This is a genomic window from uncultured Georgenia sp., from assembly GCF_937958535.1.
Lineage (GTDB): Bacteria > Actinomycetota > Actinomycetes > Actinomycetales > Actinomycetaceae > Oceanitalea.
Genome location: NZ_CALGNQ010000167.1, coordinates 1 through 24377 on the forward strand (window position 1 = coordinate 1; position 24377 = coordinate 24377).

Genomic DNA, 24377 nt, shown 5'->3' on the forward strand with positions numbered 1-24377 from the left:
GCTGCTCACCTACTGACGCGACCGCGCCCGCCCCGCCAGAGCGCTGATCCTGCCCCCCGCAAAGCGCCGGAGAGCTGAGTTTCCTACTGTCGGGAACTCAGCTCTCGACGCAGGGAGGGGATGTCAGGCCGGGAGGTCGGCGACGCCGGGCTCGAGGAAGCGGCGGCCGGTGACGGCCTCGCTGGTACCGGTCCGGTCCAGGTAGGGGGCGATGCCGCCGTTGTGCAGCGGCCAGCCCGCGCCGAGGATCATCCCCAGGTCGACGTCGCGGACGTCCTCCACCACGCCGTCGTCCAGGAGCAGGCGCACCTCCTCGGCCAGCGCCCGCTGCACGCGCCGCAGCACACCCTCGGCGTCGAGCGGCTCGGGCAGCGGCCGCGAGCCGAAGAACCGGTCGAGGTCCTCCCGGACGGGAGAGGCGGCGTTGGGCCGCTCGTCCAGCGTGAACGGCTCGTTCTCGGCGACCATCCGGGCCAGGCCGGGGGAGTGGGGGTAGCGCTCGCCCAACGCCCGGCGCAGCTCGTCCAGCACGTGCATCGCCACCGCCGGTCCGACGAGCTGGATGAGCTGGAAGGGTCCCATCGGCAGACCCATCGCCTGGATCGCCCGGTCGACGTCCGCGGCGGTGGACCCCTCCTCGAGCGCCCCCAGCACCTCGCCGAGCATCCGGATGAGCACCCGGTTGACGACGAAGCCCGGGGCGTCCTGGCAGGCGATGGCGGTCTTGCGGGCGCCCGCGGCGACGGCGAAGGCCGTGGCGTAGGCCGTCTCGGAGGTGTGGGCGGTGCGCACCACCTCGACGAGCGGCATCTGCGCCACCGGGTTGAAGAAGTGCAGCCCGACGACGCGCTCCGGGTGCTGCAGGCCGCTCGCCATCGCGGTGACCGACAGCGCCGAGGTGTTCGTCGCCAGCACACAGTCCGGGCCCACGACCGGCTCGAGCTCGGCGAAGGCACGCTGCTTGACCGCGAGGTCCTCGAACACCGCCTCGATGACGAGGTCGCAGCCGGCCAGCGCGGACAGGTCGTCGGTCGCCGAGACCCGCGCCCGCAGCTCGGCGGCGGCGGTCTCGTCCAGCCGGCCGGAGCGCTGCAGCCGCGCGACCTGCTCGTGGACGTGGCCCACCCCGGCGGCGGCGCGCTCGGCGTCCAGGTCGCGCATCACCACCGGCACCCGCAGCGTGCGGGCGAGCAGGACGGCGAGCTGGCTCGCCATGAGCCCCGCCCCGAGCAGCCCCACCCGCCGCACCGGGCGGGCGAGCGACTCGTCCGGCGCGTTGTGCGGGCGCCGTGCCCGGCCGCGGGTGAGGTCGAAGGCGTAGAGCCCGGCCCGCAGCTGGTCGGACATGACGAGGTCGGTGAGCGCGTCGTCCTCGGCGGTGAAGGCCGCCTGCTGGGACGAGGTGCGTGCCGCGGCGACGAGCTCCAGGGCGCGCTGGGGTGCGGGCGCCCCACCGGCGGCACGCCGCGCGACCACCTCGCGCCGGGCCGCCACGGCCTGCTCCCAGGCCGCCTCGTCGGCGGTGTGGTCCGGGCGCGCCGGCTCGATGGCGCCGGAGAGCACCTCGGTGACCCACGCCAGGGCACCGTCGCGGAAGTCCGTCGCCCCGCCGCGCTGGACGGTGTCGACCAGCCCGATGTCCAGCGCCTGCTGGGCCGTGAGCGTGCGCTGCCGGGCCGGGTTGTCGATGATGATGCGCAGCGCCGCCTCCGGCCCGACGAGCCGCGGCAGCAGGTAGCAGCCGCCCCAGCCGGGCACCAGGCCGAGGGAGGTCTCCGGCAGGCCGAGCGGGGCGGCGTCGGCCGCGGCGACCCGGTAGCGGCAGGCGAGCGCGAGCTCCAGGCCGCCGCCGAGCGCGAGCCCGTTGACGAGCGCGAAGCTGGGCAGGGAGCGCAGCGCCGCGACGATGCGGTGGCCCGCCTCGGCGACGTGCCGGGCGTCCTCGGCGTCCCGGATCGAGCCGATGGCTCGCAGGTCCGCGCCGGCCGCGAAGCACCCCTCGGCCCCGGTGAGGGCGACGGCGCTGAGCTCGCCCTCACCCACCCGTGCGGCACAGCTCGTCAGCGCCTCCTCCAGCGCGGCGATGCTGTGTGGGCCGAGCGTCGCCGGCCGGCCGTCGACGCCCTCCATGGTGATCAGGGCGAGTGTCCCGGTGGCGAGGCGAACGTCCTCGACGGTGATGGTGGTCGTGGGTTGGGTGCGTTGCATCGTCACTCCCTTGTGGGCGGCTACCGAGGACCGAGGGTACCGGGTACCGTGCGCGGGGAGTGACGGGCGTCCGCGGTGTGGCCGCTCAGGCGCTGCGCAGCGCCTCGGTGAGCGGGCCGTGGGTGAGCTCGACCTGCCACGGCCGGGCGCCCTGCTCCTCCAGCGCCGCCCGTACGGTGTCCTCGTCGATGACCTCGGGTGGGCGCCAGGCCAGCTGGCGCTGGGTGGCGGGCGCGAGGAGGTTCTCCTGCGGGACGTCGTGGCTCTCGGCGAGCGCGCGCACCGTGCCCCGCACCGCCTCCAGCCGCTTGGCCGCTGCCGGGTCCTTCTCCGCCCAGGCGCGGGGCGGGGGCGGCGTGCCGTTGGCGACGGGCAGGCGGCGGGGCGGCAGCTGCTCCGGCGGGAGGGACAGCGCGCGCTCGACGGCGGCCCACCAGTAGCCGGAGTTGCGGCGGGTGCCCCGGCCGGAGAACTCCGGCAGGGCGACGAGCTCGCGCTCGCTCTTCGGCAGGGCCACAGCGGCCGCGACGATGGCGCGGTCGGGCAGCACCCGGCCGGGGGAGCGGTCGCGCTTGCGGGCCAGCTCGTCGCGAGCCTGCCACAGCTCACGGACGACGGCGATGCCCTGCCCGCCGCGCACGACGTGCATCCCGCTCGTGCGGCGCCACGGGTCGACGCGGGGCTCGGGGTCCGGGGCGAGGCGGACCGCCTCGAACTCCTGCTCGGCCCACTCGAGCTTGCCGGCCTGCTCCAGCTCCGCGGCCAGCCGGTCACGCAGCTCGACGAGGAACTCCACGTCCAGCGCGGCGTACCGCAGCCAGTCCTCCGGCAGGGGGCGCTGCGACCAGTCGGCGGCCGAGTGCTCCTTGGCGAGCGCGTACCCCAGCTCGTCGGCGATGAGGGCGCTGAGCCCGACCTTGCTCCGGCCGAGCAGCCGACCGGCGAGCTCGGTGTCGAAGATGCGGTCGGGGTGGAGCCCGAGCTCGTGGAAGCCGGGCAGGTCCTGGTTGGCGGCGTGGAGGATCCACTCGGTGCCCTCCAGCGCCTCGTTCAGCCCGCTGAGGTCGCCGAACGGGATCGGGTCGATGAGCACCGTGCCCGCGCCCTCCCGCCGCAGCTGGACGAGGTAGGTGCGCTGCCCGTAGCGGTGCCCGGAGGCGCGCTCGGCGTCGGCGGCGACCGGTCCGGTCCCGGCTGCCAGGGCCTCGGTCGCGGCGTCGAGCCCGTCGGTGGTGGAGACGACGGCCGGTGTGCCGTCACGCGGCTCGGTCACCGGCACGAGGGGCGGCGTGTGCGGAACGTCGGGCTCGGTCATGGGCATCACCGTATGCCCGCGGGTCGGTGCACCGGGCGCGGGCACGCGGAAGCGTGACGAAGACCGCTAACGGCGGGGCGTCAGCGCGGTCACCCCGTCCGGCAGCGGCTCGAGGCCGGCGGCCGAGCAGGCCAGCTCGGTCCACGCGTCCAGGTGCGGTCCGAGGTCGGTGGTGTTCGGCGTCCACGAGGCCCGCACCTCGATCTCCACCTCGCGGCCGCGCAGGGACAGGCCGCCGAAGCTCTCCGACAGCACCCGGGTGACCGTGCCGGACAGCGAGTGGTAGCCGGCGCCGGCCGAGGTGAGCGCGTCGGTGAGCCAGGCCCAGCCCACCTCCCCCAGGAGCGGGTCGGCACCCAGCTCGTCCTCCAGCTGTGCGCGCGCCATGACGATGACGCGGAAGGTACCGTGCCAGGCGCTCTGCCCCGCGGGGTCGTGCAGGACGACGAAGCGCCCGCTGCCCAGGAGCGTCTCCGGATCGGTCGTCGGGTTGATCTCCGCGGTGAGCGCGAGGGCGTAGGGCGCGATCCGCGTCGGCGGGGGCACCTCCTCGAGGTGAACCTCCGGGCGGCGGTGCCGTCCGCGCAGACTGAGCAGCGCCTGCTCGAAGTCGGGCGGAACCTGCGCACCGTCGCTGTTCACGCCCTCAGGCTAGGACGCCCGGCCCGCGGGCGCGGGGTGGCACGCCGATAGACTCACCGCGGCCTGCCCCACCACCCCGAGGAGCCCCCGTGACCGACTTCCGCCCGGTGCTGCTCGGCACCGACCTCGGCGTGTACTCGATCGCGCGGTCCTTCCACGAGGCGTTCGGCGTGCGGTCGGTCGTCGTGTCGAACCAGCTGCGCGGCCCCGTCGACCACTCACGGATCATCGACAACGTCCTCGTCGGGGCGGGCGCGGGCGAGGAGCAGACGGTCGCGGCCCTCCTCGACGTCGCGCGGCGTCACGCCGGCACGCGGCTGCTGCTCGTCGTCAACGCCGAGCACGAGGTCGAGATGCTCGTGCGGCACCGGGAGGTGCTGGAGGAGCACTACGTCGTGCCGTACGCGCCCGGCGACGTCCTCACCGCCGCCGCCGACAAGTCCGTGCTCGCCGACACGTGCCGGCGACTGGGGATCGCCACCCCCGCGACGCAGCCGGTCGACCTGTCCGCGGCCGCCGACGCCGGGTGGGCACCGCCGCGCCTGGACCTCACCTTCCCCGTCGTGCTCAAGCCGGCGGTGAGCGCCGAGCACCTCCTCCTCGCCTTCGAGGGCAAGCGGAAGGTCTACACCGCGGCCGACCAGGCGGAGGCGCAGGACGTCCTGCGCCGCCTGGCGCGGGCGGGGCTGCGCGACGTCGTCCTCGCCCAGGAGCTCATCCCGGGTGACGACACCCAGGGGCGCACCGTCACCTGCTACGTCGACCGCTCCGGTGAGGTGACGCTCATGGCCTCCGGGCAGCTGCTCCTCCAGCTGCACACCCCGACGATGATCGGCAACTCCGCGACGATCCTCACCGAGGCCCAGCCGGAGGTCGAGGAGCAGGCCGCCGCGATCCTGCGCGAGCTGGGCTTCACCGGTTTCGCGAACTTCGACGTCAAGGTCGACCCGCGCGACGGCCGGGCCCACTTCCTCGACCTCAACCCGCGCATCGGGCGGCCCAACTACTACCTCAACGTCGCCGGCCGGAACCCTGCCCGCGCGGTCGTCGCGGACTTCGGAGCGGAGCTCGGCCGCGCCGAGACCCCGTCCGGCCCGCTCTACCGCCCTGAGCAGGACCTGGGGGTGTACTCCTACCTGCCCTGGCAGCTCGTGCGGCGGTACCTGCCCGACCCCGCGCTGCGCCGGCGGGTGGCCCGGGTACACCGGACCCGGCGTTTCACCCACCCGCTGGCCTACCCGCTCGACCGCGACCCGCGCCGGGCCTTCTACCGGCTGGCCTCGACGGTCAACCTCGTGCGCGACTTCCGGCGGTACTACCCGGAGCCGACCCCGACGGGCCTCTGACCCGCGGCCGGCGGCCGGTAGGTCGTCACGGTGACCGCGACCGTCACCCTCACCGGGTCGGGCAGCCGCGCCACCGCGGCGGCGAGCCGGTCAGGGGTCACGTGGTGGGCGCTGGGTCCCATGCGCACCTCGTGCACGACGTCGTCGTGGGTCAGCGCGACCTCGTAGCGCACCGGTTCCTCGGTGAGGGGCGTGAAGGCGGCGAGCTGGCGGGCGAGCCGCTCCTCCTTGTCGGGCGCGACGTCGAGCATGCCGAGCGGCCCGACGAGCTCCCGCAGGTGGTCCGGTGCCGGGGAGACGACGACGAGCCGTCCCTGCGGGTGCAGCACACGCGCGATCTCCGGGGCGTTGCGGGGGCCGAAGACGCTGAGGACGACGGCGGCCGCACCGGTGGCGAGCGGCAGGCGCTGCCAGACGTCGGCCCGCACCGCCGCCATCCGCGGGTGGGCCCGCGCGACGCGTCGGGCGGCGTAGGGGGAGAGGTCGACGTCGAGCCCGACGGCGAGCGGCAGGGCGTCGAGCACGGCCCCGAGGTAGTGGCCGGTGCCGCCGGCGAGGTCGACGACGAGCCGCCCGGCGCCCGCGGCGTACCCGGACGTGACCGCCGCGGTGAGGGCCTCGGCGATCGGCCGGTAGTGGCCCCGGCCGAGGAACTCGGCCCGGGCGGCGACCATGTCGGCCGTGTCACCCTGCCCCGCGCGTGAGCCGCCGGCGAGCAGGGTGAGGTGGCCCTGGCGGGCGATGTCGAAGCCGTGCCCGGCGGCGCAGTGCACGGTGCCGGCCCGCCGCTCGAGCGCTGCGCCGCACACCGGGCAGCGCAGGTACGGCAGGACGAGGTCGAGGCGGTGCGTCTCCATGTCGGGCGCCAGCCTATGGGGCGCGCATGTCGCCATCGACCGTCGCCTAGAGTGAGGCCCGTGCTCATCCTCCTGCCGCCCTCGGAGTCGAAGTCGTCCCGCAGCAGGGGCAAGCCCGCCGACCCGACCGCGCTGAGCTTCCGCGAGCTCGTCGAGCCCCGGCGCACCGTCGCCGCCGAGCTCGCCGCGGTCAGCGCCCGTCCCGATGCGACGAGCGTGCTCGGCGTCAGCCCCAACCTCGCCGACGAGGTGGCCCACAACACCCGGCTCGACACCGCCCCCGCGCTGCCCGTGCGCGACCTGTACACCGGCGTCCTGTACGACGCCCTCGACCTCGCCGGTATGGACAGCGCCGCCCGGCGCCGCGCCGGGCGGCTGCTGCTCGTCGTCTCGGCCCTGCACGGGGCGCTGCGGCTGAGCGACCGGGTCGCCCCGTACCGGCTCTCCATGGGCGTCACCCTGCCGGGCACCGGCCCCCTCGCCCGCTTCTGGCGCCCCCACCTCGAGACGCTGCTGACGACCGCGGCCGGCGACGGCGTCGTCGTGGACTGCCGCTCCAGCACCTACGCCGCCGCCGGTGCACCGCGCGGCGCGGCGGCGGAGCGGTGGGTGCAGGTCCGCGTCCCCGGCGCCAGCCACATGGCCAAGCACACCCGCGGGCTGGTCGCGGGCCACCTGTGCCGCACCGGCGCGCGACCGCGCACCCCGCACGAGCTGGCCGACGCCCTCGCGCCCGCCTTCACCGTCGCCGGGCCGCACGCCCCCGCCCGGACGGGCCGGCCGTGGGTGCTGGACGTCACTGCGGAATAGAACCTCCCGGCACGGGTTGGCCCAGGTGACCGACCCCGGACGAAAGGTGCCCGAATGCCACTGCCGCTCTCGATCCTCGACCTCGCCACCGTCGCGCGGGACCAGACCGTCGCCGAGGCCCTCGCGGGCACCGTCGCGCTGGCCCGGAAGGCCGAGGAGACCGGGTACCGGCGGGTCTGGTACGCCGAGCACCACAACATGCCGGGTATCGCCTCCTCGGCGACCTCCGTCCTCATCGCCCACGTCGCGGCCCACACGAGCACCATCCGGCTCGGAGCCGGCGGCGTCATGCTGCCCAACCACTCCCCGCTGACCATCGCCGAGCAGTACGGAACGCTGGAGACCCTCCACCCCGGCCGCATCGACCTGGGGCTGGGCCGGGCGCCGGGCACCGACCAGAACACCATGCGCGCACTGCGCCGGGACGCCACGTCCGCCGACTCCTTCCCCGAGGACGTCCTCGAGCTCCAGGGCTACCTGCGTGGCGAGTCGCGCATCCCCGGGGTCGACGCCTACCCGGGCAAGGGCACGGACGTGCCGCTGTACATCCTCGGCTCCTCGCTCTTCGGCGCCCGCCTCGCCGCCGTGCTCGGGCTGCCCTACGCGTTCGCCTCGCACTTCGCCCCCGCCGCGCTGCACGAGGCCATCGCGCTGTACCGGCGCGAGTTCCAGCCCTCGGCACAGCTGGACCGGCCCTACGTCATCGCCGCCTACAACGTCCTCGCCGCGGACGACCAGGCCGAAGCCGAGCGGCAGCGGCAGGAGGTCATGCGCAGCCGGGTCGCGCTCATCCTGCGCCCGGGAACGGAGTACACCGACGAGCAGGCCGACGCGCTGCTCCGGTCCCCGCAGGCCGCCCACCTGCACCAGATGATGACCTACAGCGCCGTCGGCACCCCCGACGTCGTCCGCGAGAAGGTCACCGAGTTCGCCGAGCAGACGGGCGCGGACGAGCTCATCATCGCCCACCAGGGGCCGCGCGTGGAGGATCGGCTGCGCTCGGCCGGGCTGCTCGCCGAGGCGTACCTCACCCCCTGACCCCGCCCGTGGCGCACGGGCGCGGCGCCCGTCTCCCCCTAGGCTGGAGGGCGACGTGAAAGGGGATGAGGTGGAGCACAGCATCAGGCTCGTGCCGCTGGAGGACGAGGAGTTCGCGGCCCTCACGGCCGACGTCGACCTGCCGGTCGAGCAGTCCCTCGCCTGGGACGCCTACGACCGTGCGGTCCCCGGTCGCCGGCCGTGGAAGCGGTTCGCGTTCTACGTCGACGACGAGGTCACCGCGGTGCTCGCCCTGACGGAGTACCTGGGCCGTGGCTTCCGGTACCTGTGGGCCAAGCACGGGCCGGTCTGGCTCGTCCCGCCGACGCCCGACCTGGAGCGGATGCTGCGCGAGCGGCTGGTCACCGGCGTGCGCGCCGTCGACCCGCGCCTCGTCTTCGTCCGGCTCCACGCCACCCACTGGGCCGAGGACCTCCACGAGCTGCTCCAGTCGGTGACCTACGACCGCACCGTCGTGGTCGAGCTGGCCGGTCGCAGTGACGAGGACCTGCTCGCCGGGATGAAGAAGCGCGGCCGCCGCGACCTGCGCAAGGGGCTGCGGGAGCAGCCCGTGGAGTGCACCGAGGAGACCGGCATCAGTGCCGCGGACTTCGCCGAGCTGTACGACGTCCTGCGCGAGACCGCGGACCGTGACGGCTTCGGCGTGCACCCGATGAACGTCTACACCGCGATGCTCGACGCGCTCGGTCCGCAGCACGCCCGCCTGTTCGTCGGCCGGTACGCGGGGGAGGTACAGGCCTGGGTCATCGTCACCGTGCACGACGGCGCGGCCACTGCCTACTACGCCGCCAGCACTGCCCGGGGCCGTGCCCACGACGCGCCCACCCAGCTCTACTGGCACATCCTGCGCACCCTGCGCGACGAGGGTGTCAGGACGTTCGACTTCATGGGGATCGGCTCCCCGCTCGCGCCGTCGCTGGAGGCCCTGACCACGATGAAGACCAAGTTCAACCCCGAGGTCACCGAGGTGCCGCCCGCGTGGGACGTGCCCGTGCGCCCGTGGACCTACGCCGCGCTGGTCAAGGCGCTGCACGCCAAGCGCGCCGCGCTCGCCGCGGCCCGGCGCGCCACGACCCAGGCCCGGCGCGTGGCCGGCCGTGAGGAGGGAGCGGCATGAGCAGCCTCCAGCCCGTCGACGACACCACCTACCGGCAGCTCGCCGCCGGGTTCCCGCTGCCCATCGAGCAGGCCCCCGTGTGGGCGCGGTTCGACGCCGTGGTCGAGGGCCGGGAGCACTGGGGCCGCCTCGTCTACCGCGACGACAGCGGGACCCCGGCCGCGGTCGTCTCGTTGACCGCGCAGCGTGGTCCGGGCGGCTTCCGCTACCTGTGGGCGAAGAACGGCCCGGTGTGGTTCGTCGAGCCCACCCCCGAGCGGGAGGCCGACCTGCGCCGGCTCCTGGCCGAGTCCCTGCGCCGGGTCGACCCGCGGCTCGTCTTCGTCCGGCTGCACGCGATGCACGAGGCGCCCGACCTGCGCCCCCTGCTCCAGGGCATCACCTACGACCGCACGGTGATCGTCGACCTCGACCGCAGCCCCGAGGAGATCTTCGCGGCGATGAAGCAGCAGGGCCGGCGCGCGATCCGCAAGGCCCTGAAGGACGAGTCGCTCACCGTCACCGAGGAGACGGGCCTCGACGAGGAGGCCTTCGCCGAGCTCTACGACGTGTTTGTCGAGACGGCGCAGCGAGAGGGTTTCGGCCCCCACCCGGCCCGCCGCTACCTCGACATGCTCCGCACCCTCGGGCCGGAGCACGCCCGGGTCTTCGTCACCCGCCGCGACGGCCGGGTGCTCGCCTGGGCGCTCGTCCTCGTCAACGACGGTGCGGCCGTCTACTCCGTCGGCGCCTCCAACGCCGAGGCCCGCAAGGCCTACGCCGCCGACCTGCTCCACTGGCGGATCATCCAGACGCTCCAGGTGGACGGGGTGCGCAGCTACGACCTCGCGGGTGCGGGTTCGGAGCGCTTCCCGGGGCTGTCCGGCCTCACCCAGTTCAAGACGAAGTTCGAGAAGGAGATCACCGAGGTCGCCCCGGCCTGGGACATGCCGCTGAAGCCCCGCGCCTATGCCGCGCTGGTGCGGGCACTCGCTGCCAAGCGGCGGCTCACCGCCCAGGTGCGGGAGCTGCGGGGGCGCCTCAGCCGATGATCGTGGAGCCGGTGTAGAGGTGGAGCACCGGCACCCCGAGCGCCTCCCGGGCCCGGGAGGCCCAGTCCCGGCGGAAGGTGTCGTCGAGCATCTTCGGCTCGGTGACGACGACGACCTCCGCGGCGGCGAGGTTGCGCACCGCCCGGCTGAGCGCGGGCAGCGGGTCACCCTGGACGACCACCCCGTCGGCGGCGGCGCCCGTCCGCTCCAGGCGGGCGACCGACAGCCGCAGCGCCTCGGTGGCCTCGGCCCGTGCCCGCGACTCGTCCGGATGGCGTTCGGTGACGTCCTCCCACACCTCGCGCAGGTCGAGCATCCCGAGGTGGTTGATGACCTCGACGAGGACGTTGCGGTGCGTCTCCGCCGGCACGAGCACCTGGTACTGGACATCGCGGCCGGCGTAGTGGCCCACGATCTGTCGTACATCGGTGTCCAGCAGCGTGTCCTCGGTCAGCACGATGACGGTCTGCGTCACGGGTCCTCCTCCGGCCGGTGGTGCAGACGCTACGGCTCCGGCCCGCAGGGCGCAGCGCTTCTGCGGTACGGATACGGGGTCAGCGGGCCGGGCCGAGCGTGGCGAGCGAGTCACCACCGGACGACGAGGACGTCGTGCCCGGGCAGGGTGACGACGTTGCGGCGCACGGTCGCCTCGCCCGACCAGCTGAGCAGCACCTCGCGCACCGCACCCCGCAGTGGGACCTCGCGCGGGGTGTCGTCGAGGGTGACGACGACGGCGAGCGCACCCCGGTACATGGTCAGCCAGCCGCCGTCCTCGGCGGCCGTGACCACGGTGTCCGCCCGGATGCCGCTGGCGATGTCGGCCTCCCGGTGGCGCAGCCGGATGACGTCGCGGTACCAGGCATGCAGGCGGCCGTGGCGTTCCTGCTCGCGCTCGGCCCAGTCGAGCTTGCTCGCCAGGAAGGTGCCCCGGTCCTGGGGGTCGGGGACCTCGACCTCCCCGCCGTACACCTCCGCCCAGCCGTGGGAGGCGAACTCTGCGGCGCGCCCCCGGCGGATCGCCTCGGCGAGCTCCGGCTCGGCGTGGTCGGTGAAGTACTGGAACGGGGTGCGCGCCCCCCACTCCTCACCCATGAAGAGCATGGGGGTGTAGGGACCCAGGACGACGAGGGCGGCCGAGACGGCCTGCTGTCCGTCGTCGAGCACCGCGCTGGGGCGGTCGCCCAGCGCCCGGTTGCCGACCTGGTCGTGGTTGGCGGAGAAGACGACGAACCGACGGGCGTCGACCTCGGCGGGCACGGGAGCGCCCCACACCCTGCCGCGGAACTCCGACCACGTGCCGGCGTGGACGAACACCTCCGTCAGGGCCCGACGCAACGTCTGGGTGTCGCCGAAGCTCACGTAGTACCCGTGCCGCTCCCCGGTGAGCCGGGCGTGCAGCGCGTGGTGCACGTCATCGTCCCACTGGGCGGTCATCCCCAGGCCGCCGCGGCGGGTCGGGGTGACCATGCGGGCGTCGTTGAGGTCGGACTCCGCGATGAGCGACAGCGGCCGGCGGACCTTGCGCTCGAGTGCGGCGACGGCGTCGGACAGCTCGGCGAGCAGGTGCCGGGGGGAGTCGTCGATGAGCGCGTGGACCGCGTCGAGCCGCAGGGCGTCGATGTGGAAGTCGCGCAGCCAGCGCAGCGCGTTGTCGATGATGAACCGGCGCACCGGGCCGGCGTCCGGGCCGTCGAGGTTGACCGCCGCACCCCACGGGGTGTGGTGGCGGTCGGTGAAGTAGGGCCCGAACCGGCCCAGGTAGTTGCCGGACGGCCCGAGGTGGTTGTAGACGACGTCGAGGCACACCGCCAGGCCGCGGGCGTGGGCGGCGTCGACGAAGCGCTGGAGCCCGGACGGGCCGCCGTAGGGCTCGTGGACGGCGTAGAGCGCCACGCCGTCGTACCCCCAGCCGCGCTCGCCGGGGAAGGCGGCCACCGGCATGAGCTCGACCATGTCCACGCCGAGGTCGACGAGGTGGTCCAGCCGCTCGACCGCGGCGTCGAAGGTGCCCTCGGGGGTGAAGGTGCCGACGTGCAGCTCGTAGACGACGGCGCCGAGGCTGGACCGGCCGCGCCAGGCGCGGTCGGTCCACTCGAAGGCGCCGGTGTCGAAGACGCGCGAGGGGCCGTGCACCCCCTCCGGCTGCCAGGCGCTGCGCGGGTCGGGCAGCCCCGGCCCACCGTCGACGTGGAGGAGGTAGTCGGTGCCGGGAGCCAGCGGCCCCGGCGTCGCCCACCAGCCCTCACCGCGGGGCAGCAGGTGGACGCGCTCGGTGGGCAGGCTGATCTCCACCCGCTCGGCGGCGGGTGCCCAGACGGTCAGCGGCTCAGGCATCGGCGCGCTCCAGCAGTGCGACGGGTTGGCGGGCCAGCAGGTCGGCGAGCCGGCACGGTCCCCCCGGGTGCTCCGCGCCGGTGAGCAGGTCACGCCAGCCGCCTTCCGGCAGGACGACGGTGTGGTCACCGAAACCGCCGACCGTCTCCAGGCCGCGGGCGAGGCGGGTGACGACCGTGACGGCACGGGGTCCGGTGTCGTCCCCGCGGCTGAAGGCGATGCTGTGGCCGCTGGAGGTGGGCAGCGGGAGGTACTGCACGGTGGCGCCGACGAACGCGGCGGGCTCCCGCCGGCGGAGCCGGAGTGCGGCGGCGGTGAGCGCCAGCTTCGTCTCGTCCAGCGACCCGGGGGCGGCGCCGTCGTCGAGGCGCTGGAGCAGGCGGGACAGCGCGGCGAAGTCGACGGGCTGCCGGTTGTCCGGGTCCACGAGGGAGTTCCGGGTGACCTCCGTGCCCTGGTAGACGTCCGCGACGCCGGTGGTCGTGAGCTGGAGGAGCTTGCTGCCCAGGACGGCGGCGCGCACGGCGCCCGCGGTGAGCCGGTCCCACTCGGTGAGCGCGGCACGGACCTGCGGGTGCTCGAGCAGCGCGGCGGCGTGGTCGAGCAGCTCCGCCTCGCGGACGGTGTCCGGGTCGGTCCACGTGGTCCACGACTTCTGCTCCCGGACCGCCTTGGTGAGGTAGTCGCGCAGCCGCTGCTCCTCGATCGGGCCCTGCGGCGTCCAGGTGCCGACGAGGGTCTGCCACAGGAGGTTCTCGGCCCGCCCGTCGAGGTCGGCGGGGCGGATGTCCGCGGTGGCCTCACGCAGCTGCCGCACCAGCGCGAGCCACTCCTCGGCGTACTCCGACAGGACGCCGATCCGGGCCCGGACGTCCTCCCCGCGCTTGGTGTCGTGGGTGGAGCCCGCGGTCATCGTCGCCGGGTGGGTGGCCAGGGTCTGGCTCGCCCAGGCATGGAGCTCGTCCACCGTGATCCCGAAGCGGCGGGGCGAGCCCCCGACCTCACACAGGCTCACCAGGTGGGTCCAGCGGTAGTAGGCGGTGTCCTCCACCCCCTTGGCCATGACGGCGCCGCAGGTCTGCTGGAAACGCACCACGGCCTCCGCCCGCCGGGTGTCGTGGACCTTGCCGGCGCTGCCGACCTCGTGGCCGAGGAGGAGGTCGACGACGACGTCGAGGGTGTCGTGCCGGTCCTCCTCCAGTGCGGCGCGGGCACGGTCGGCGGCCTCACGCATCACCCGTTCGGCGAGCGGTGGTGCCGGCTCACCGGGCACGACGTAGGCGCGGTAACGGTCGAAGGCGACGACGAGCTCGGTGACGCAGTCCTCCAGCGACCGCGCCGTGTGGTCGCGCAGCCGCACATCCTCGTCGCACAGCTGGCGCAGCAGTGTGGCGAGCCGGTGCACCTCGGCGTACAGCGAGGTGCGCACGACCTGGCGCTTGGACTCGGTGACGAGGTCGGCGAGCTCGCCGCGCGCGTCCCCGGCGATCTCGGTCATCGCGGTACCGAGGGCACCGGAACCGGCGGGGTCGGTGAGGACCTGGTTGACCCGCCAGGCGGCGTCGTAGCCGGTGGTGCCCGCCACCGGCCAGTCGGCGGGGAGCACCTCCTCCCCCTCGAGGATCTTCTCGGCGACGACCCAGGCGCCCCCGGTGGCCTCGTGGAGGCGCTGGAAGTATCCGCGCGGGTCGGCCAGCCCGTCGGGGTGGTCGACCCGCAGGCCGTCGACGTGCCCGGAGTCGATGAGCTCGAGGAGCAGGGCGTGGCTGGCGGCGAAGACCTCCGGGTCCTCCACCCGCAGGGCGGCGAGGGTGTCGACGTCGAAGAAGCGGCGGTAGTTCAGCTCCTCGTCGGCCACCCGCCAGTAGGACAGGCGGTAGAACTGGCGGTCGAGCAGGTCGGTCAGCGGCAGGCTCTCGGTGTTCGGGCGCACCGGGAAGACGTGCTCGTAGTACCGCAGGACCGGCTGCTCACCGAGCTCCGGCTCGGTGGGCACGACCGCCTGCTCCACGTGCAGCTCGCCGGCGGCCAGCACCGCCCCGATGCGCTGCCCGAGCACGGGCATGAGGATGCCCGGCGGGTCGCTGCGGAGGGTCACGTCGAACCACGCGGCGTAGGGGGAGTCGGGCCCGTGCTTGAGCACCGACCACAGCGCGCGGTTGTGCCACACCGGGGTCGGGACGGCCATGTGGTTGGGGACGACGTCGACGACGACGCCCAGCCCGGCCGCGTGCGCCGTCGTGCACAGCCGCTCCAGCCCCTCGCGCCCGCCGAGGACGGTGGAGATGCGGGAGTGGTCGACGACGTCGTAGCCGTGTGTGGAGCCGGGGGCCGCCTGCAGGACGGGGGAGAGGTAGAGGTCGGTGACGCCGAGGCCGGCGAGGTAGGGCACCAGCGCCTCGGCGTCGGCGAAGGTGAGGTCGGGCCCGAGCTGGAGCCGGTAGGTGCTCACCGGCAGGCGGCGTCCCGGGGCGGGCAGATGGGCGGCAGCGGCGCCGGCGCTGTCGGGGCTCATGCGGCCTCCTCCCGGGGGCAGACGAGGATGACGGTGTTGTGCGGGAGGAGCTCGACGGTGTCGCCGGGCACGTACTCGCCGTTGTCGTCCCCGGCCGTGGGGTCGGTGTTGATGGCGGTGCGCCACACGCAGCCGTAGGTGCCGTCGGGCAGCGTGAAGGTCACCGGCTCGGCGGCCGCGTTGAGGAGGATGAGGAGGGACTCGTCGGTGATCCGCTCGCCGCGGGGCCCCGGCTCGGGGATCGCGTCCCCGTTGTAGAAGATCATGATCGAGCGGGCGTGGGACTGTTCCCAGTCCTCGTCCTGCATCGTCTCGCCGCTCGGCTTGAGCCAGGCGATCTCCCCGATCTCCGACTCACCGCCGTGGCCGGGGTCGCCTGCGAAGAAGCGGCGCCGGCGCAGCACCGGGTGCTCGGCCCGGAAGTGGACCATGCGCTGGGTGAAGTCGAGCAGGTGCTCCTGTGTCTCGTCCAGGTCCCAGCTCACCCAGGACAGCTCGTTGTCCTGGCAGTAGACGTTGTTGTTTCCGCGCTGGGTGCGGCCGAGCTCGTCACCGTGGGCGATCATCGGCACGCCCTGGGAGAAGAGCAGCGTGGCCAGGAAGTTGCGGTGCCGGCGCAGCCGCAGGGCCAGCACCTCCGGGTCGTCGGTCTCACCCTCGGCGCCGGAGTTCCACGAGCGGTTGTGGCTCTCGCCGTCGCGGTTGTCCTCCCCGTTGGCCTCGTTGTGCTTCTCGTTGTAGGACACGAGGTCGCGCAGGGTGAAACCGTCGTGCGCGGTGACGAAGTTGATCGAGGCGACCGGCTGGCGCCCGGTGTGGGCGTAGAGGTCGGCCGAGCCGGTGATGCGGGTGGCGAACTCCCCCAGTGTTGCCGGCTCCCCGCGCCAGAAGTCGCGCACGGTGTCCCGGTAGCGGCCGTTCCACTCGGTCCACAGCGGGGGGAAGCCACCGACCTGGTAGCCGCCCTCGCCCAGGTCCCACGGCTCGGCGATGAGCTTGACCTGGGAGATCACCGGGTCCTGCTGGATGATGTCGAAGAAGGCGGAGAGCCGGTCGACCTCGTGCAGCTCGCGGGCGAGCGTGGAGGCCAGGTCGAAACGGAAGCCGTCGACGTGCATCTCGGTGATCCAGTACCGCAGCGAGTCCATGATCATCTGCAGCGTGTGCGGCGAGCGCATGAGCAGGGAGTTGCCGGTGCCCGTCGTGTCGAAGTAGTGCGCCCTGTCGTCCTCGACGAGGCGGTAGTAGGAGGCGTTGTCCAGGCCGCGCAGGGACAGTGTGGGGCCCATGTGGTTGCCCTCGGCGGTGTGGTTGTAGACGACGTCGAGGATGACCTCGATGTTCGCCTCGTGCAGCGCCTTGACCATCGTCTTGAACTCCTGCACCTGCTCACCGCGGCTGCCGAAGGCGGCGTACCCGTTGTGCGGGGCGAAGAAGCCGATGGAGTTGTAGCCCCAGTAGTTGCTCAGCCCCTGCTCCTGCAGGTGCGGGTCGTTGACGAACTGGTGCACCGGCATGAGCTCGATGGCGGTGACGCCCAGGGCGGTGAGGTGGTCGATGACCGCCGGGTCGGCCAGGCCCGCGTAGGTGCCGCGCAGGTTCTCCGGGACCTCGGGGTGCAGCCGGGTGAGCCCCTTGACGTGTGCCTCGTAGATCACCGAGTCGTGGTACTGGTGGCCGGGCGGGTGGTCGTGCCCCCAGTCGAAGAACGGGTTGATCACCACCGAGTGCATGGTGTGCGGCGCGGAGTCCTGGGTGTTGCGCCGGTCCGGCTTGCGCAGGTCGTAGGAGAACAGCGCGGGGTGGCCGTCGATGTTCCCGTCGATGGCCTTGGCGTACGGGTCGAGCAGCAGCTTCGAGGGGTCACAGCGGTGCCCCTCGGCAGGTGCGTAGGGGCCGTGGACGCGGTAGCCGTAGCGCTGCCCGGGCTGCACCTCCCGCAGGTAGCAGTGCCACACGTGCCCGTCGACCTCGGTGAGCTCGATGCGCTCCTCGGTGCCGTCGTCGTCGAGCAGGCACAGCTCCACCCGCTCGGCGACGGAGGAGTACAGCGCGAAGTTCGTGCCGGTGCCGTCGAAGGTGGCACCGAGCGGGTACGGGCGTCCTGGCCATGGTTGCATGCTCGCTAGGTTCTCACTGGTCCGCCGATCGGGCCTGCAGAAGCGAGGGTTCGGCCGAGGAGAAGCGATGATCGATCTCACGCCCGGGTGGCAGGTGGCGCTGGAGGCGGTGGGCTGGGCCGGGTCCGCTGTCGTCGTCTGGTCGATGATGCAGCAGCGCATCCTGCGGCTGCGGCTGTACAACCTCGTCGGCTGCCTGGTGCAGATCCTCTACAACGGCGTGCTCGGGGTGTGGCCGGTCGTGACCCTGAACGTCGTGCTCGCGGCGATCCAGGTGGTCAACCTCCGGCGGCTGCTGCGTGGCCGCGACGACCCGACGAGCTACGCGGTCGCCGAGGTGCCGGCGGACGGCCCGCTCGTGGCCCACCTGCTGGGGGAGCACCGGCAGGACGTCGTGCGGTTCCAGCCCGGCTTCGAGCGCCCGTCGCGGGACGCGGAGGCCTACCTCGTGCTCTCGGGCGACGAGGTCATCGGCTGCGTCGTCGTCCACGACGCCGGAGACGGGGGGCGCAGATCGAGCTCGACTACGTCACCGAGAAGTACCGCGACTTCACCCCGGGCCAGTTCGTACTCCACCGCAGCGGGGTCCTGGCCGCCCGCGGGTACCGGGCCGTGGCGTCGGCCCCGGACACGGTCGACCCCTACTACGGGCAGATCGGCTTCGAGCGGCGGGGGGACCGCTACGTCCTGGAGCTGGGCACCGCCTAGGGGTCAGCCGCCGGGGACGATGCGCTCGAGCAGCTCCTCGAGCAGGGCCGCCTCGTCGGCGCTCAGGGGGGCGAGGGCCTCCTGCTCGAGCCGGGCGAGGTCCGGTCGCAGGGTCTCGTGCACGGCACGGCCCCGGTCGGACAGGTGGACGACCACGCGCCGGCGGTCGGCGGCGTCGACGTTGCGGTAGACGAGGGCCGTCTCGGCGAGCCGGTCGACCACCCGGGTCAGGGTGGGGCCGGTGATCCGGGTGCTCTCACGCAGCTGCCGCATCGGCTGGGGGCCGTCGGCGGCGAGGGACTGCAGCACCCGCCAGGCGTCGTAGCTCAGGCCGTGGGAGCGCAGCACCGCCTCCGCCCGGGTGCGCATCCCGGCGGCGACGTCGTCGAGGAGGTCGACGGCCGTCCTCCTCGTGTCCGTTCTGCCCGTCATCTACCGGTCCGCTCTTCCCAACGCCAGGGTTGGTCGCCATAGTGGACGCACACCCATCGGCACAAGGTATCCCGAAACCCGCTCCCGGGCTCAACGACGCGCGAGGGGGTCAGCGTGAGCGAGCACGGTGTCCGCGTGGGCCTCGTCATCCCGCTCCAGGGGCCCGCCGGCATCTTCGGCCCGTCCTGCGAGGCGGTCGCCGCGACGGCGGTGCGCCGGGTCAACCGGTCGGGGTGGCTCGACGGTCCGATGAGCCTGGAGGTGGTCGACGGCGGGCGCGAGCCCCGGGCCGTGGCGGCGGAGGTGTCCCGGCTCATCGCCGCCGGGCGGATCGACGCCGTCACCGGCTGGCACATCTCCGCCGTGCGCGAGGCCCTGGCCCCGGTCACGGTGGGCCGGGTGCCCTACGCCTACACCTCGATCTACGAGGGCGGGGAGCACCGGCCCGGCGTCTTCTGCACCGGTGAGACACCCGTACGTCAGGTCGCCCCGGCGCTGCGGTGGATGCGGGACGAGCTCGGGGTGCGGCGGTGGTTCGTCGTCGGCGACGACTACGTGTGGCCGCACCGCTCCGTGGCCCGCACCCGGGAGTTCGCCCACGAGCTCGACCTGGAGCTGCGCGGGGTCGCCTACGTCCCACTCGGCACCCGGGACTTCTCCGCCGTGCTCCGCTGCATCGCGGCCAGTGACGCCCAGGGTGTCCTGCTCTTCCTCGTCGGGCAGGACGCCGTGCAATTCAACCGCGCCTTCGCCGCCCGCGGCCTGGACGAGCGGATGGTGCGGCTCAGCCCGCTGCTGGGGGAGAGCGTGCTCCTCGCCAGCGGTGCCGAGAACACGCGCGGGGTGTACTCCAGCGCCGCCTACTTCCGCTCCCTCGCCACCACCGACGCGCTGGAGTTCGGGCAGGACTACGTCGCCGAGCACGGACCGGACGCACCCCCGCTCAACAATGCGGCGGAGTCCTGCTACGAGGGCCTCATGGCGCTCGCCGCCCTCGTCCGGCGCGCCCGCAGCGTCGCCGTGGCGGACATCCTGCGCAGCGCCGAGGGTGCCGGGTACGACGGCCCCCGCGGTGCGATGTCCCTCCGCGGCAACCACGTCCACCAGCGGGTCCACCTCGCCCGCGCCGACGGCTACGACTTCGACGTGCTCGCCACCCTCTAGCTAGCACCCGTCTCCGGCGTGCCGCCCACCCGCCGGCGGCCGGCGCGGCGTGCCCGGCAGCAGCCGGCACCCTTGACAGGAGATTAGTTCCAGTTGAAACTAAACCGACTGGAACTACGTGAGGTGAGCCAATGCCGACCTACACCTTCCGCTGCGATTCCTGCGACGAGTTCACCGCTGTCCTGCCGATGTCCGAACTGCGCCCCACCCGGCCCTGTCCGCGGTGCGCCCGGGAGAGCCGACGCGTCTACGGGGTGGCCCCGGCGCTGCTGAGCACACCCGCCGGCCTGCGCCGCGGCATCGAGGCTGCGGCCGCCAGCGCCGAGTCGCCCCAGGTGGTCCGCTCCATCCCCGCGGGCGCCCCACGGCCCCGGACGCAGCGGTGGAGCCCCTTCACCGGGCCGCGCCCCGTCAACGCCGCACAGCGCGCCCGTGGGCCCTTCCCCTCGCTGCCTCGGTGGTGACCCGTGGGCGCCGTCGGGCTGATCTACGTCGGAGCGGTCCTCTTCGTCAACGGCGTCATGCTCCTCGGCCACGCCACCCCCAGGTCCGTGGCGCCGCTCAACCTCTTCGTGGGGGGACTGCAGGTGCTCACCCCCACCTACCTCATCATCGCCGCCGACGGTGACCCCGGGCAGATCGCGCTCGCCGCCGGGCTCTACTTCTTCGGCTTCACCTACCTGTGGGTGGGCATCAACGGCATCACCGGCTGGCCCAACCACGGTCTGGGCTGGTTCTCGCTCACCGTGACCGTCGGTGCCCTCGTCTTCGCCGTGCACTCCTGGACGGTGGTCGGCGACCGCGCCTTCACCGTCCTGTGGCTGCTGTGGGCCCTGCTGTGGTTCGCCTTCTTCCTCCTCATGGCGCTGGGCAGGGACGAGCTGGGACCCGCCGTCGGTGTCCTCGCGGCCGGGTACGGGGTGCTGACGACGGGTGGCCCGGGCCTCCTGCTCATCGGGGGCTGGTGGGAGGACTCGGCGGGGCTCGCCCTCGGGCTCGCCGTCGCCGGCATCGCCCTCGTGCCCCTCAGCGGACCCCTCGCCCGCGCCCTGCGGGCCAAGCCGAGCCCCCATCGTCGGACGGCCGACTCCGCGGCGTCCGAGTGAACCGAGTGAAAGGAAAACCCATGCCTGAGGTCGTGTTCAGCGTCGACCAGAGCAAGTCCATGCGGGACCAGGCGGTACCGGGCCACAACCGGTGGCACCCGGACATCCCGCCCGCCGTGACGATCAAGCCGGGCACCGACATCCGCGTCGAGTGCAAGGAGTGGACGGACGGCCAGATCGGCAACAACGACTCGGCCAACGACGTCCGGGACGTCGACCTCTCGGTCGCCCACATGCTCTCCGGACCCATCGCCGTCGAAGGGGCCGAGCCGGGCGACCTCCTCGTCGTCGACATCCTCGACCTCGGTCCGGTGCCGCAGACCGTGGGACCCAACTGCGGTGAGGGCTGGGGCTACTCCGGGATCTTCGCCAAGGTCAACGGCGGCGGCTTCCTCACCGACTACTTCCCCGACGCCTACAAGGCGGTGTGGGACTTCCAGGGCCAGCAGTGCACGTCGCGGCACGTGCCGGGGGTGAAGTTCACCGGTATCACCCACCCGGGACTGTTCGGCACCGCGCCCTCGCCGGAGATGCTCGCCCAGTGGAACGCCCGCGAGCGGGCGCTCATCGCCACCGACCCGGACCGCGTCCCGCCGCTCGCGCTGCCGCCGCTGGCCGACGGCGTGCTCGGCGGCACCGCGGAGGGGGACATCCTGGACCGGATCGCCCAGGACGGCGCCCGCACCGTGCCCCCGCGGGAGAACGGCGGCAACCACGACATCAAGAACTTCACCCGGGGCAGCCGCGTCTTCTACCCGGTCCACGTCCCGGGTGGCCTGCTGTCGGGCGGCGACCTCCACTTCAGCCAGGGCGACGGCGAGATCAACTTCTGCGGCGCCATCGAGATGGGTGGGTTCATCGACTTCCACGTCGACCTCATCAAGGGCGGCATGGAGACCTACGGCATCCACCGCAACCCGGTCTTCATCCCGGGCCGGGTGGCACCGCTGTACTCGGAGTTCCTCACGTTCATCGGCATCTCGGTGGACCACCGGGACGACACGAACCTCTACCTCGACGCCACCGAGGCCTACCGCAACGCGTGCCTCAACGCCATCGAGTACCTCAAGAAGTGGGGGTACACCGGTGAACAGGCCTACCTCATCCTCGGCACCGCGCCCGTGGAGGGACGGATCGGCGGCGTCGTCGACATCCCCAACGCCTGCTGCTCGCTGTTCCTGCCGACGGAGATCTTCGACATGGACATCCGGCCCGGCGGCGACGGGCCCACCTACGTCGACCGTGGGCAGGTGGCCGTGACCTCCTGACGGTCCCCACGGCGCGCCAAGGAGAGGGCGGCGCCCACGGACGACGAAGGCCCCTGGCCGGCTACGCCGGTCAGGGGCCTTCGCTGGTGGGCGATACTGGGTTCGAACCAGTGACCTCCTCGGTGTGAACGAGGCGCTCTACCACTGAGCCAATCGCCCGCGAGGTCCGATAATAACGTACCCGCGCGCCGCGCCCAAAACCGCCTCACGGGTCGAGGTCCTCGGCGACGCGGTCGGCGAAGACCTGCTGCATCCGCAGGGTGAGCGGGCCCGGGCGCAGCTCCCGTCCGTCCAGCGCGGCCACCGGGACGATGCCCCGAGTGGCGGACGTCACGGCTGCGTGCTCCGCCGTCCGGAAGTCGTCCAGGGGGATGGTCGCCTCCCGGAGGGGCAGCCCGGCGGCGGTGCCCCACTCCAGGACGAGCTCCCGGGTGACGCCGGGCAGGCAGCCGGAGGAGAGCGGCGGGGTGAGGAGCGCGCCGTCGGTCTCGAGGAAGACGTTGCTCCACGACCCCTCGCACAGCTCGCCGCGGGTGTTGCCCAGCACCGCCTCCTCACCCCCGCGGCTGCGGGCGTACTCCAGGGCGAGCACGTTCTCCGCGTACGACGTCGACTTCACCCCGGCCAGCGGGGAGCGTTCGTTGCGCACCCACGGCACGACGACGACGGCCACGCGGGCGCTGCCGGGCGGTGAGCCGGGAGTGGGGTGGGCGACCTGCTCGGGCTCCGCGGTGACGAGGAGCGTGGGTCGGCCGCCGGTGCGCCCGGGCCCGCCGGCCGAGGCCCCGGCCGTCCACGTGACGCGCAGCCGGCCCGTGCCGCCGTCCAGCCGGGCGGCGAGGTCGAGCGCGGCGCGGGTGATGACGTCGGTCGGCGGCTCGGGCAGCCCGACCCGAGCGGCGGAGCGGCGCAGCCGCGCCAGGTGCCGGCGCAGCGCGAAGGGTCGTCCCGCGACGACGACGCAGGTGTCGAAGACGCCGTCGCCGACGAGCAGCCCACGGTCGAGCGCCGTCACGAGGCGGTCCTGCCCGGACCGGACCTCGCCGTCGAACCACACGAGGGTGCTCATGCCGACAGCCCGTAACCGGTGGAGGCGAGGGAGAGGAGGCGGGCCGCCTTGAGCTCGGTCTCCCGCCACTCGGCCTGCGGGTCACTGCCCCAGGTGATGCCCGCGCCCGTCCCGAAGCGCAGGGTGCCGGCGGCGTCGCCGTCGGAGGGCGGTGTCCACCAGAAGGTCCGTATGCCCACGGCGAGCTCGGCGCGCCCGGCATCGGCGTCGACCCAGCCCACGGCACCGCAGTACGGGCCACGCGGGGTGGGCTCCAGCTCCTCGATGAGCCGGAGCGCGCTCGACTTCGGTGCGCCGCTCACCGAGGCCGGGGGCAGGGTGGCGTCGAGGAGCGCCGTCCAGCCGGCGGGGTCGAGCGGGTGGCGCAGGGCGCCGCGGACCCGGGAGACGAGGTGGACCAGCCCCGGGTGGTGCTCGACCGCACACAGGTCGAGCACGGTGACCGTCCCCGGGCGGCACACCCGCTGCAGGTCGTTACGGACGAGGTCGGTGATCATGACGTTCTCCGCGTGGTCCTTCGCCGCGAGGTCCGCGGCACGGGTGCCGGTGCCCTTGATCGGCCCGGAGGTGACGTGACCGTCCGCCACCGAGAGGAAGAGCTCGGGGGAGGCGGAGACGACCCACACCGGCCGGTGGCCCGACCCGCCGGGCACGTGGACCACCCCGCTGTACGGTGCCGGGTTGCCGGCCGCGAGGTGGCGGGCCAGGGCGGCGGCGTCGGGCTCGTCGTCGTCGGCGGCGCCGAGCGGGGCGCTGAGCACCCGGCACAGGTTGGCCTGGTAGACGTCGCCGTCGCGTACGGCCGCACGGATCCGGTCGACGGCCGCGACGTAGCCGGCCTCGCCGAGGGAGCTGCGCCACGCGGAGGGGGCCGGGCCGCGCCAGCCGGGCTCGCCGTCGAGCGGCGGGGACGTGGTTCTCCTCACAGCGGACGGGTCGGAAACGACGTCCGCGAAGCGCCACCCGGTGACCTGACCCTCGAAGGACGCCACCACCGCCCACCACCCCGAACGGAGCGCCTCGGGGTGTTTTCGCAGGTCAACGGCCTCGACGAGGGTCGAGGCGCGGACTCCCGGGAAGGCGGCGTGGGCCTCGGGACCGCGTCCTGGAGGGGTGGTGCGTGTCACGGCCGCCACGCTAGCGCCCGAGTTGGACTCTTCGCCGCACCCTCGGCTAATGTTGTCCACGCAGCAGGGAGAACACCCCGGTTGCAACGCGGATGTGGCTCAGTTGGTAGAGCATCACCTTGCCAAGGTGAGGGTCGCGGGTTCGAGTC

At 73.5% G+C, this 24377-nt stretch carries 21 protein-coding genes and 1 tRNA gene; 9 read left to right on the plus strand and 13 right to left on the minus strand.

Going from position 1 to position 24377, the window contains the following annotated elements; translation table 11 throughout:
* Positions 1-123: 123 nt before the first annotated feature.
* From Q0195_RS08915 to Q0195_RS08925, 3 genes are all read right to left on the minus strand, one after another.
* Complete coding sequence (locus tag Q0195_RS08915; protein ID WP_299277273.1) at positions 124-2208, minus strand: 3-hydroxyacyl-CoA dehydrogenase NAD-binding domain-containing protein; 2085 nt, start codon at positions 2206-2208, stop codon at positions 124-126.
* An 85-nt stretch (positions 2209-2293) separates the two neighbouring features.
* Entirely contained in the window at positions 2294-3523 is a 1230-nt protein-coding gene (locus Q0195_RS08920) for a ribonuclease D (protein WP_299277276.1), read from the minus strand.
* 66 nt (positions 3524-3589) lie between these two features.
* Complete coding sequence (locus Q0195_RS08925) at positions 3590-4165, minus strand: DUF3000 domain-containing protein (protein ID WP_299277279.1); 576 nt, start codon at positions 4163-4165, stop codon at positions 3590-3592.
* Between the two features lie 89 nt (positions 4166-4254).
* Here Q0195_RS08925 and Q0195_RS08930 point away from each other — a divergent pair, with 89 nt between their 5' ends.
* Complete coding sequence (locus Q0195_RS08930; protein WP_299277282.1) at positions 4255-5511, plus strand: ATP-grasp domain-containing protein; 1257 nt, start codon at positions 4255-4257, stop codon at positions 5509-5511.
* On the opposite strand, the gene Q0195_RS08935 is transcribed toward Q0195_RS08930, so the two are convergent.
* Positions 5481-6368, minus strand: coding sequence for a putative RNA methyltransferase (locus tag Q0195_RS08935; RefSeq protein WP_299277284.1), 888 nt, complete (start codon positions 6366-6368; stop codon positions 5481-5483). The genes Q0195_RS08930 and Q0195_RS08935 overlap by 31 nt on opposite strands.
* Positions 6369-6428: 60 nt before the next feature.
* Between Q0195_RS08935 and yaaA the strand changes: the two genes are divergently transcribed.
* From yaaA to Q0195_RS08955, 4 genes are all read left to right on the plus strand, one after another.
* Positions 6429-7178 carry a peroxide stress protein YaaA gene (gene yaaA, locus Q0195_RS08940; protein ID WP_299277286.1) on the plus strand — a complete coding sequence of 250 codons (750 nt, stop codon included), beginning with the start codon at positions 6429-6431 and terminating at the stop codon, positions 7176-7178.
* A gap of 54 nt (positions 7179-7232) precedes the next feature.
* Entirely contained in the window at positions 7233-8216 is a 984-nt protein-coding gene (locus Q0195_RS08945; RefSeq protein ID WP_299277289.1) for an LLM class flavin-dependent oxidoreductase, read from the plus strand.
* Positions 8217-8286: 70 nt separating this feature from the next.
* Positions 8287-9354, plus strand: a complete 1068-nt coding sequence (locus Q0195_RS08950; protein ID WP_299277290.1) for a GNAT family N-acetyltransferase — start codon at positions 8287-8289, stop codon at positions 9352-9354.
* Positions 9351-10385 (plus strand): GNAT family N-acetyltransferase, encoded by a 1035-nt coding sequence (locus Q0195_RS08955; RefSeq protein WP_299277293.1) that lies wholly within the window; start codon positions 9351-9353, stop codon positions 10383-10385. Before Q0195_RS08950 ends, Q0195_RS08955 begins: the two co-directional genes overlap by 4 nt.
* Here the strand turns inward: Q0195_RS08955 and Q0195_RS08960 are convergent.
* The 6 genes from Q0195_RS08960 to Q0195_RS08985 form a co-directional block, all read right to left on the minus strand.
* The gene (locus Q0195_RS08960) at positions 10375-10860 is read right to left on the minus strand and encodes a hypothetical protein (RefSeq protein ID WP_299277296.1); all 486 of its coding nucleotides are present in this window, start codon (positions 10858-10860) and stop codon (positions 10375-10377) included. The genes Q0195_RS08955 and Q0195_RS08960 overlap by 11 nt on opposite strands.
* A 110-nt stretch (positions 10861-10970) precedes the next feature.
* On the minus strand, positions 10971-12719 hold the full coding sequence (gene treZ, locus Q0195_RS08965) for a malto-oligosyltrehalose trehalohydrolase (protein WP_299277299.1): 1749 nt from the start codon (positions 12717-12719) through the stop codon (positions 10971-10973).
* Complete coding sequence (gene treY, locus Q0195_RS08970) at positions 12712-15234, minus strand: malto-oligosyltrehalose synthase (RefSeq protein WP_299277302.1); 2523 nt, start codon at positions 15232-15234, stop codon at positions 12712-12714. The genes treZ and treY overlap by 8 nt, the downstream gene beginning before the upstream one ends.
* Positions 15231-17354, minus strand: coding sequence for a glycogen debranching protein GlgX (gene glgX, locus Q0195_RS08975; RefSeq protein ID WP_299277305.1), 2124 nt, complete (start codon positions 17352-17354; stop codon positions 15231-15233). Before glgX ends, treY begins: the two co-directional genes overlap by 4 nt.
* Before the next feature lie 13 nt (positions 17355-17367).
* Complete coding sequence (locus Q0195_RS08980) at positions 17368-17844, minus strand: hypothetical protein (RefSeq protein ID WP_299277308.1); 477 nt, start codon at positions 17842-17844, stop codon at positions 17368-17370.
* A gap of 221 nt (positions 17845-18065) precedes the next feature.
* A complete protein-coding gene (locus tag Q0195_RS08985; protein WP_299277311.1) occupies positions 18066-18494 on the minus strand; it encodes a MarR family transcriptional regulator in 429 nt (142 codons plus the stop codon).
* A gap of 114 nt (positions 18495-18608) precedes the next feature.
* On the opposite strand from Q0195_RS08985, the gene Q0195_RS08990 reads away from it, so the two are divergent.
* The 4 genes from Q0195_RS08990 to fmdA all read left to right on the plus strand — a co-directional run bounded on the left by Q0195_RS08990 (position 18609) and on the right by fmdA (position 22032).
* Positions 18609-19658, plus strand: a complete 1050-nt coding sequence (locus Q0195_RS08990; protein ID WP_299277313.1) for a substrate-binding domain-containing protein — start codon at positions 18609-18611, stop codon at positions 19656-19658.
* A gap of 131 nt (positions 19659-19789) precedes the next feature.
* Positions 19790-20122, plus strand: a complete 333-nt coding sequence (locus Q0195_RS08995; protein ID WP_299277316.1) for a zinc ribbon domain-containing protein — start codon at positions 19790-19792, stop codon at positions 20120-20122.
* Between the two features lie 3 nt (positions 20123-20125).
* Positions 20126-20764 (plus strand): AmiS/UreI family transporter, encoded by a 639-nt coding sequence (locus Q0195_RS09000; protein WP_299277319.1) that lies wholly within the window; start codon positions 20126-20128, stop codon positions 20762-20764.
* A 20-nt stretch (positions 20765-20784) separates the two neighbouring features.
* On the plus strand, positions 20785-22032 hold the full coding sequence (fmdA, locus tag Q0195_RS09005) for a formamidase (RefSeq protein ID WP_299277321.1): 1248 nt from the start codon (positions 20785-20787) through the stop codon (positions 22030-22032).
* Positions 22033-22116: 84 nt separating this feature from the next.
* Here the strand turns inward: fmdA and Q0195_RS09010 are convergent.
* The 3 genes from Q0195_RS09010 to Q0195_RS09020 all read right to left on the minus strand — a co-directional run bounded on the left by Q0195_RS09010 (position 22117) and on the right by Q0195_RS09020 (position 24228).
* Positions 22117-22191 (minus strand) — tRNA-Val (locus Q0195_RS09010).
* A gap of 46 nt (positions 22192-22237) precedes the next feature.
* The gene (locus Q0195_RS09015; protein WP_299277324.1) at positions 22238-23101 is read right to left on the minus strand and encodes an aminotransferase class IV; all 864 of its coding nucleotides are present in this window, start codon (positions 23099-23101) and stop codon (positions 22238-22240) included.
* On the minus strand, positions 23098-24228 hold the full coding sequence (locus Q0195_RS09020) for a chorismate-binding protein (protein WP_299277326.1): 1131 nt from the start codon (positions 24226-24228) through the stop codon (positions 23098-23100). The genes Q0195_RS09015 and Q0195_RS09020 overlap by 4 nt, the downstream gene beginning before the upstream one ends.
* Between the last annotated feature and the right edge of the window lie 149 nt (positions 24229-24377).

Bases quoted from the DNA above. Each gene is read 5' to 3' on its own strand.
- treZ (WP_299277299.1), bottom strand. From the start codon at position 12,719: ATGCCTGAGCCGCTGACCGTCTGGGCACCCGCCGCCGAGCGGGTGGAG.
- Q0195_RS08920 (WP_299277276.1), bottom strand. From the start codon at position 3,523: ATGACCGAGCCCGACGTTCCGCACACGCCGCCCCTCGTGCCGGTGACC.
- Q0195_RS08985 (WP_299277311.1), bottom strand. From the start codon at position 18,494: ATGACGGGCAGAACGGACACGAGGAGGACGGCCGTCGACCTCCTCGAC.
- Q0195_RS08945 (WP_299277289.1), top strand. From the start codon at position 7,233: ATGCCACTGCCGCTCTCGATCCTCGACCTCGCCACCGTCGCGCGGGAC.
- glgX (WP_299277305.1), bottom strand. From the start codon at position 17,354: ATGCAACCATGGCCAGGACGCCCGTACCCGCTCGGTGCCACCTTCGAC.
- fmdA (WP_299277321.1), top strand. From the start codon at position 20,785: ATGCCTGAGGTCGTGTTCAGCGTCGACCAGAGCAAGTCCATGCGGGAC.
- Q0195_RS08935 (WP_299277284.1), bottom strand. From the start codon at position 6,368: ATGGAGACGCACCGCCTCGACCTCGTCCTGCCGTACCTGCGCTGCCCG.
- Q0195_RS09015 (WP_299277324.1), bottom strand. From the start codon at position 23,101: ATGAGCACCCTCGTGTGGTTCGACGGCGAGGTCCGGTCCGGGCAGGAC.
- Q0195_RS08955 (WP_299277293.1), top strand. From the start codon at position 9,351: ATGAGCAGCCTCCAGCCCGTCGACGACACCACCTACCGGCAGCTCGCC.
- Q0195_RS08915 (WP_299277273.1), bottom strand. From the start codon at position 2,208: ATGCAACGCACCCAACCCACGACCACCATCACCGTCGAGGACGTTCGC.
- treY (WP_299277302.1), bottom strand. From the start codon at position 15,234: ATGAGCCCCGACAGCGCCGGCGCCGCTGCCGCCCATCTGCCCGCCCCG.
- Q0195_RS08995 (WP_299277316.1), top strand. From the start codon at position 19,790: ATGCCGACCTACACCTTCCGCTGCGATTCCTGCGACGAGTTCACCGCT.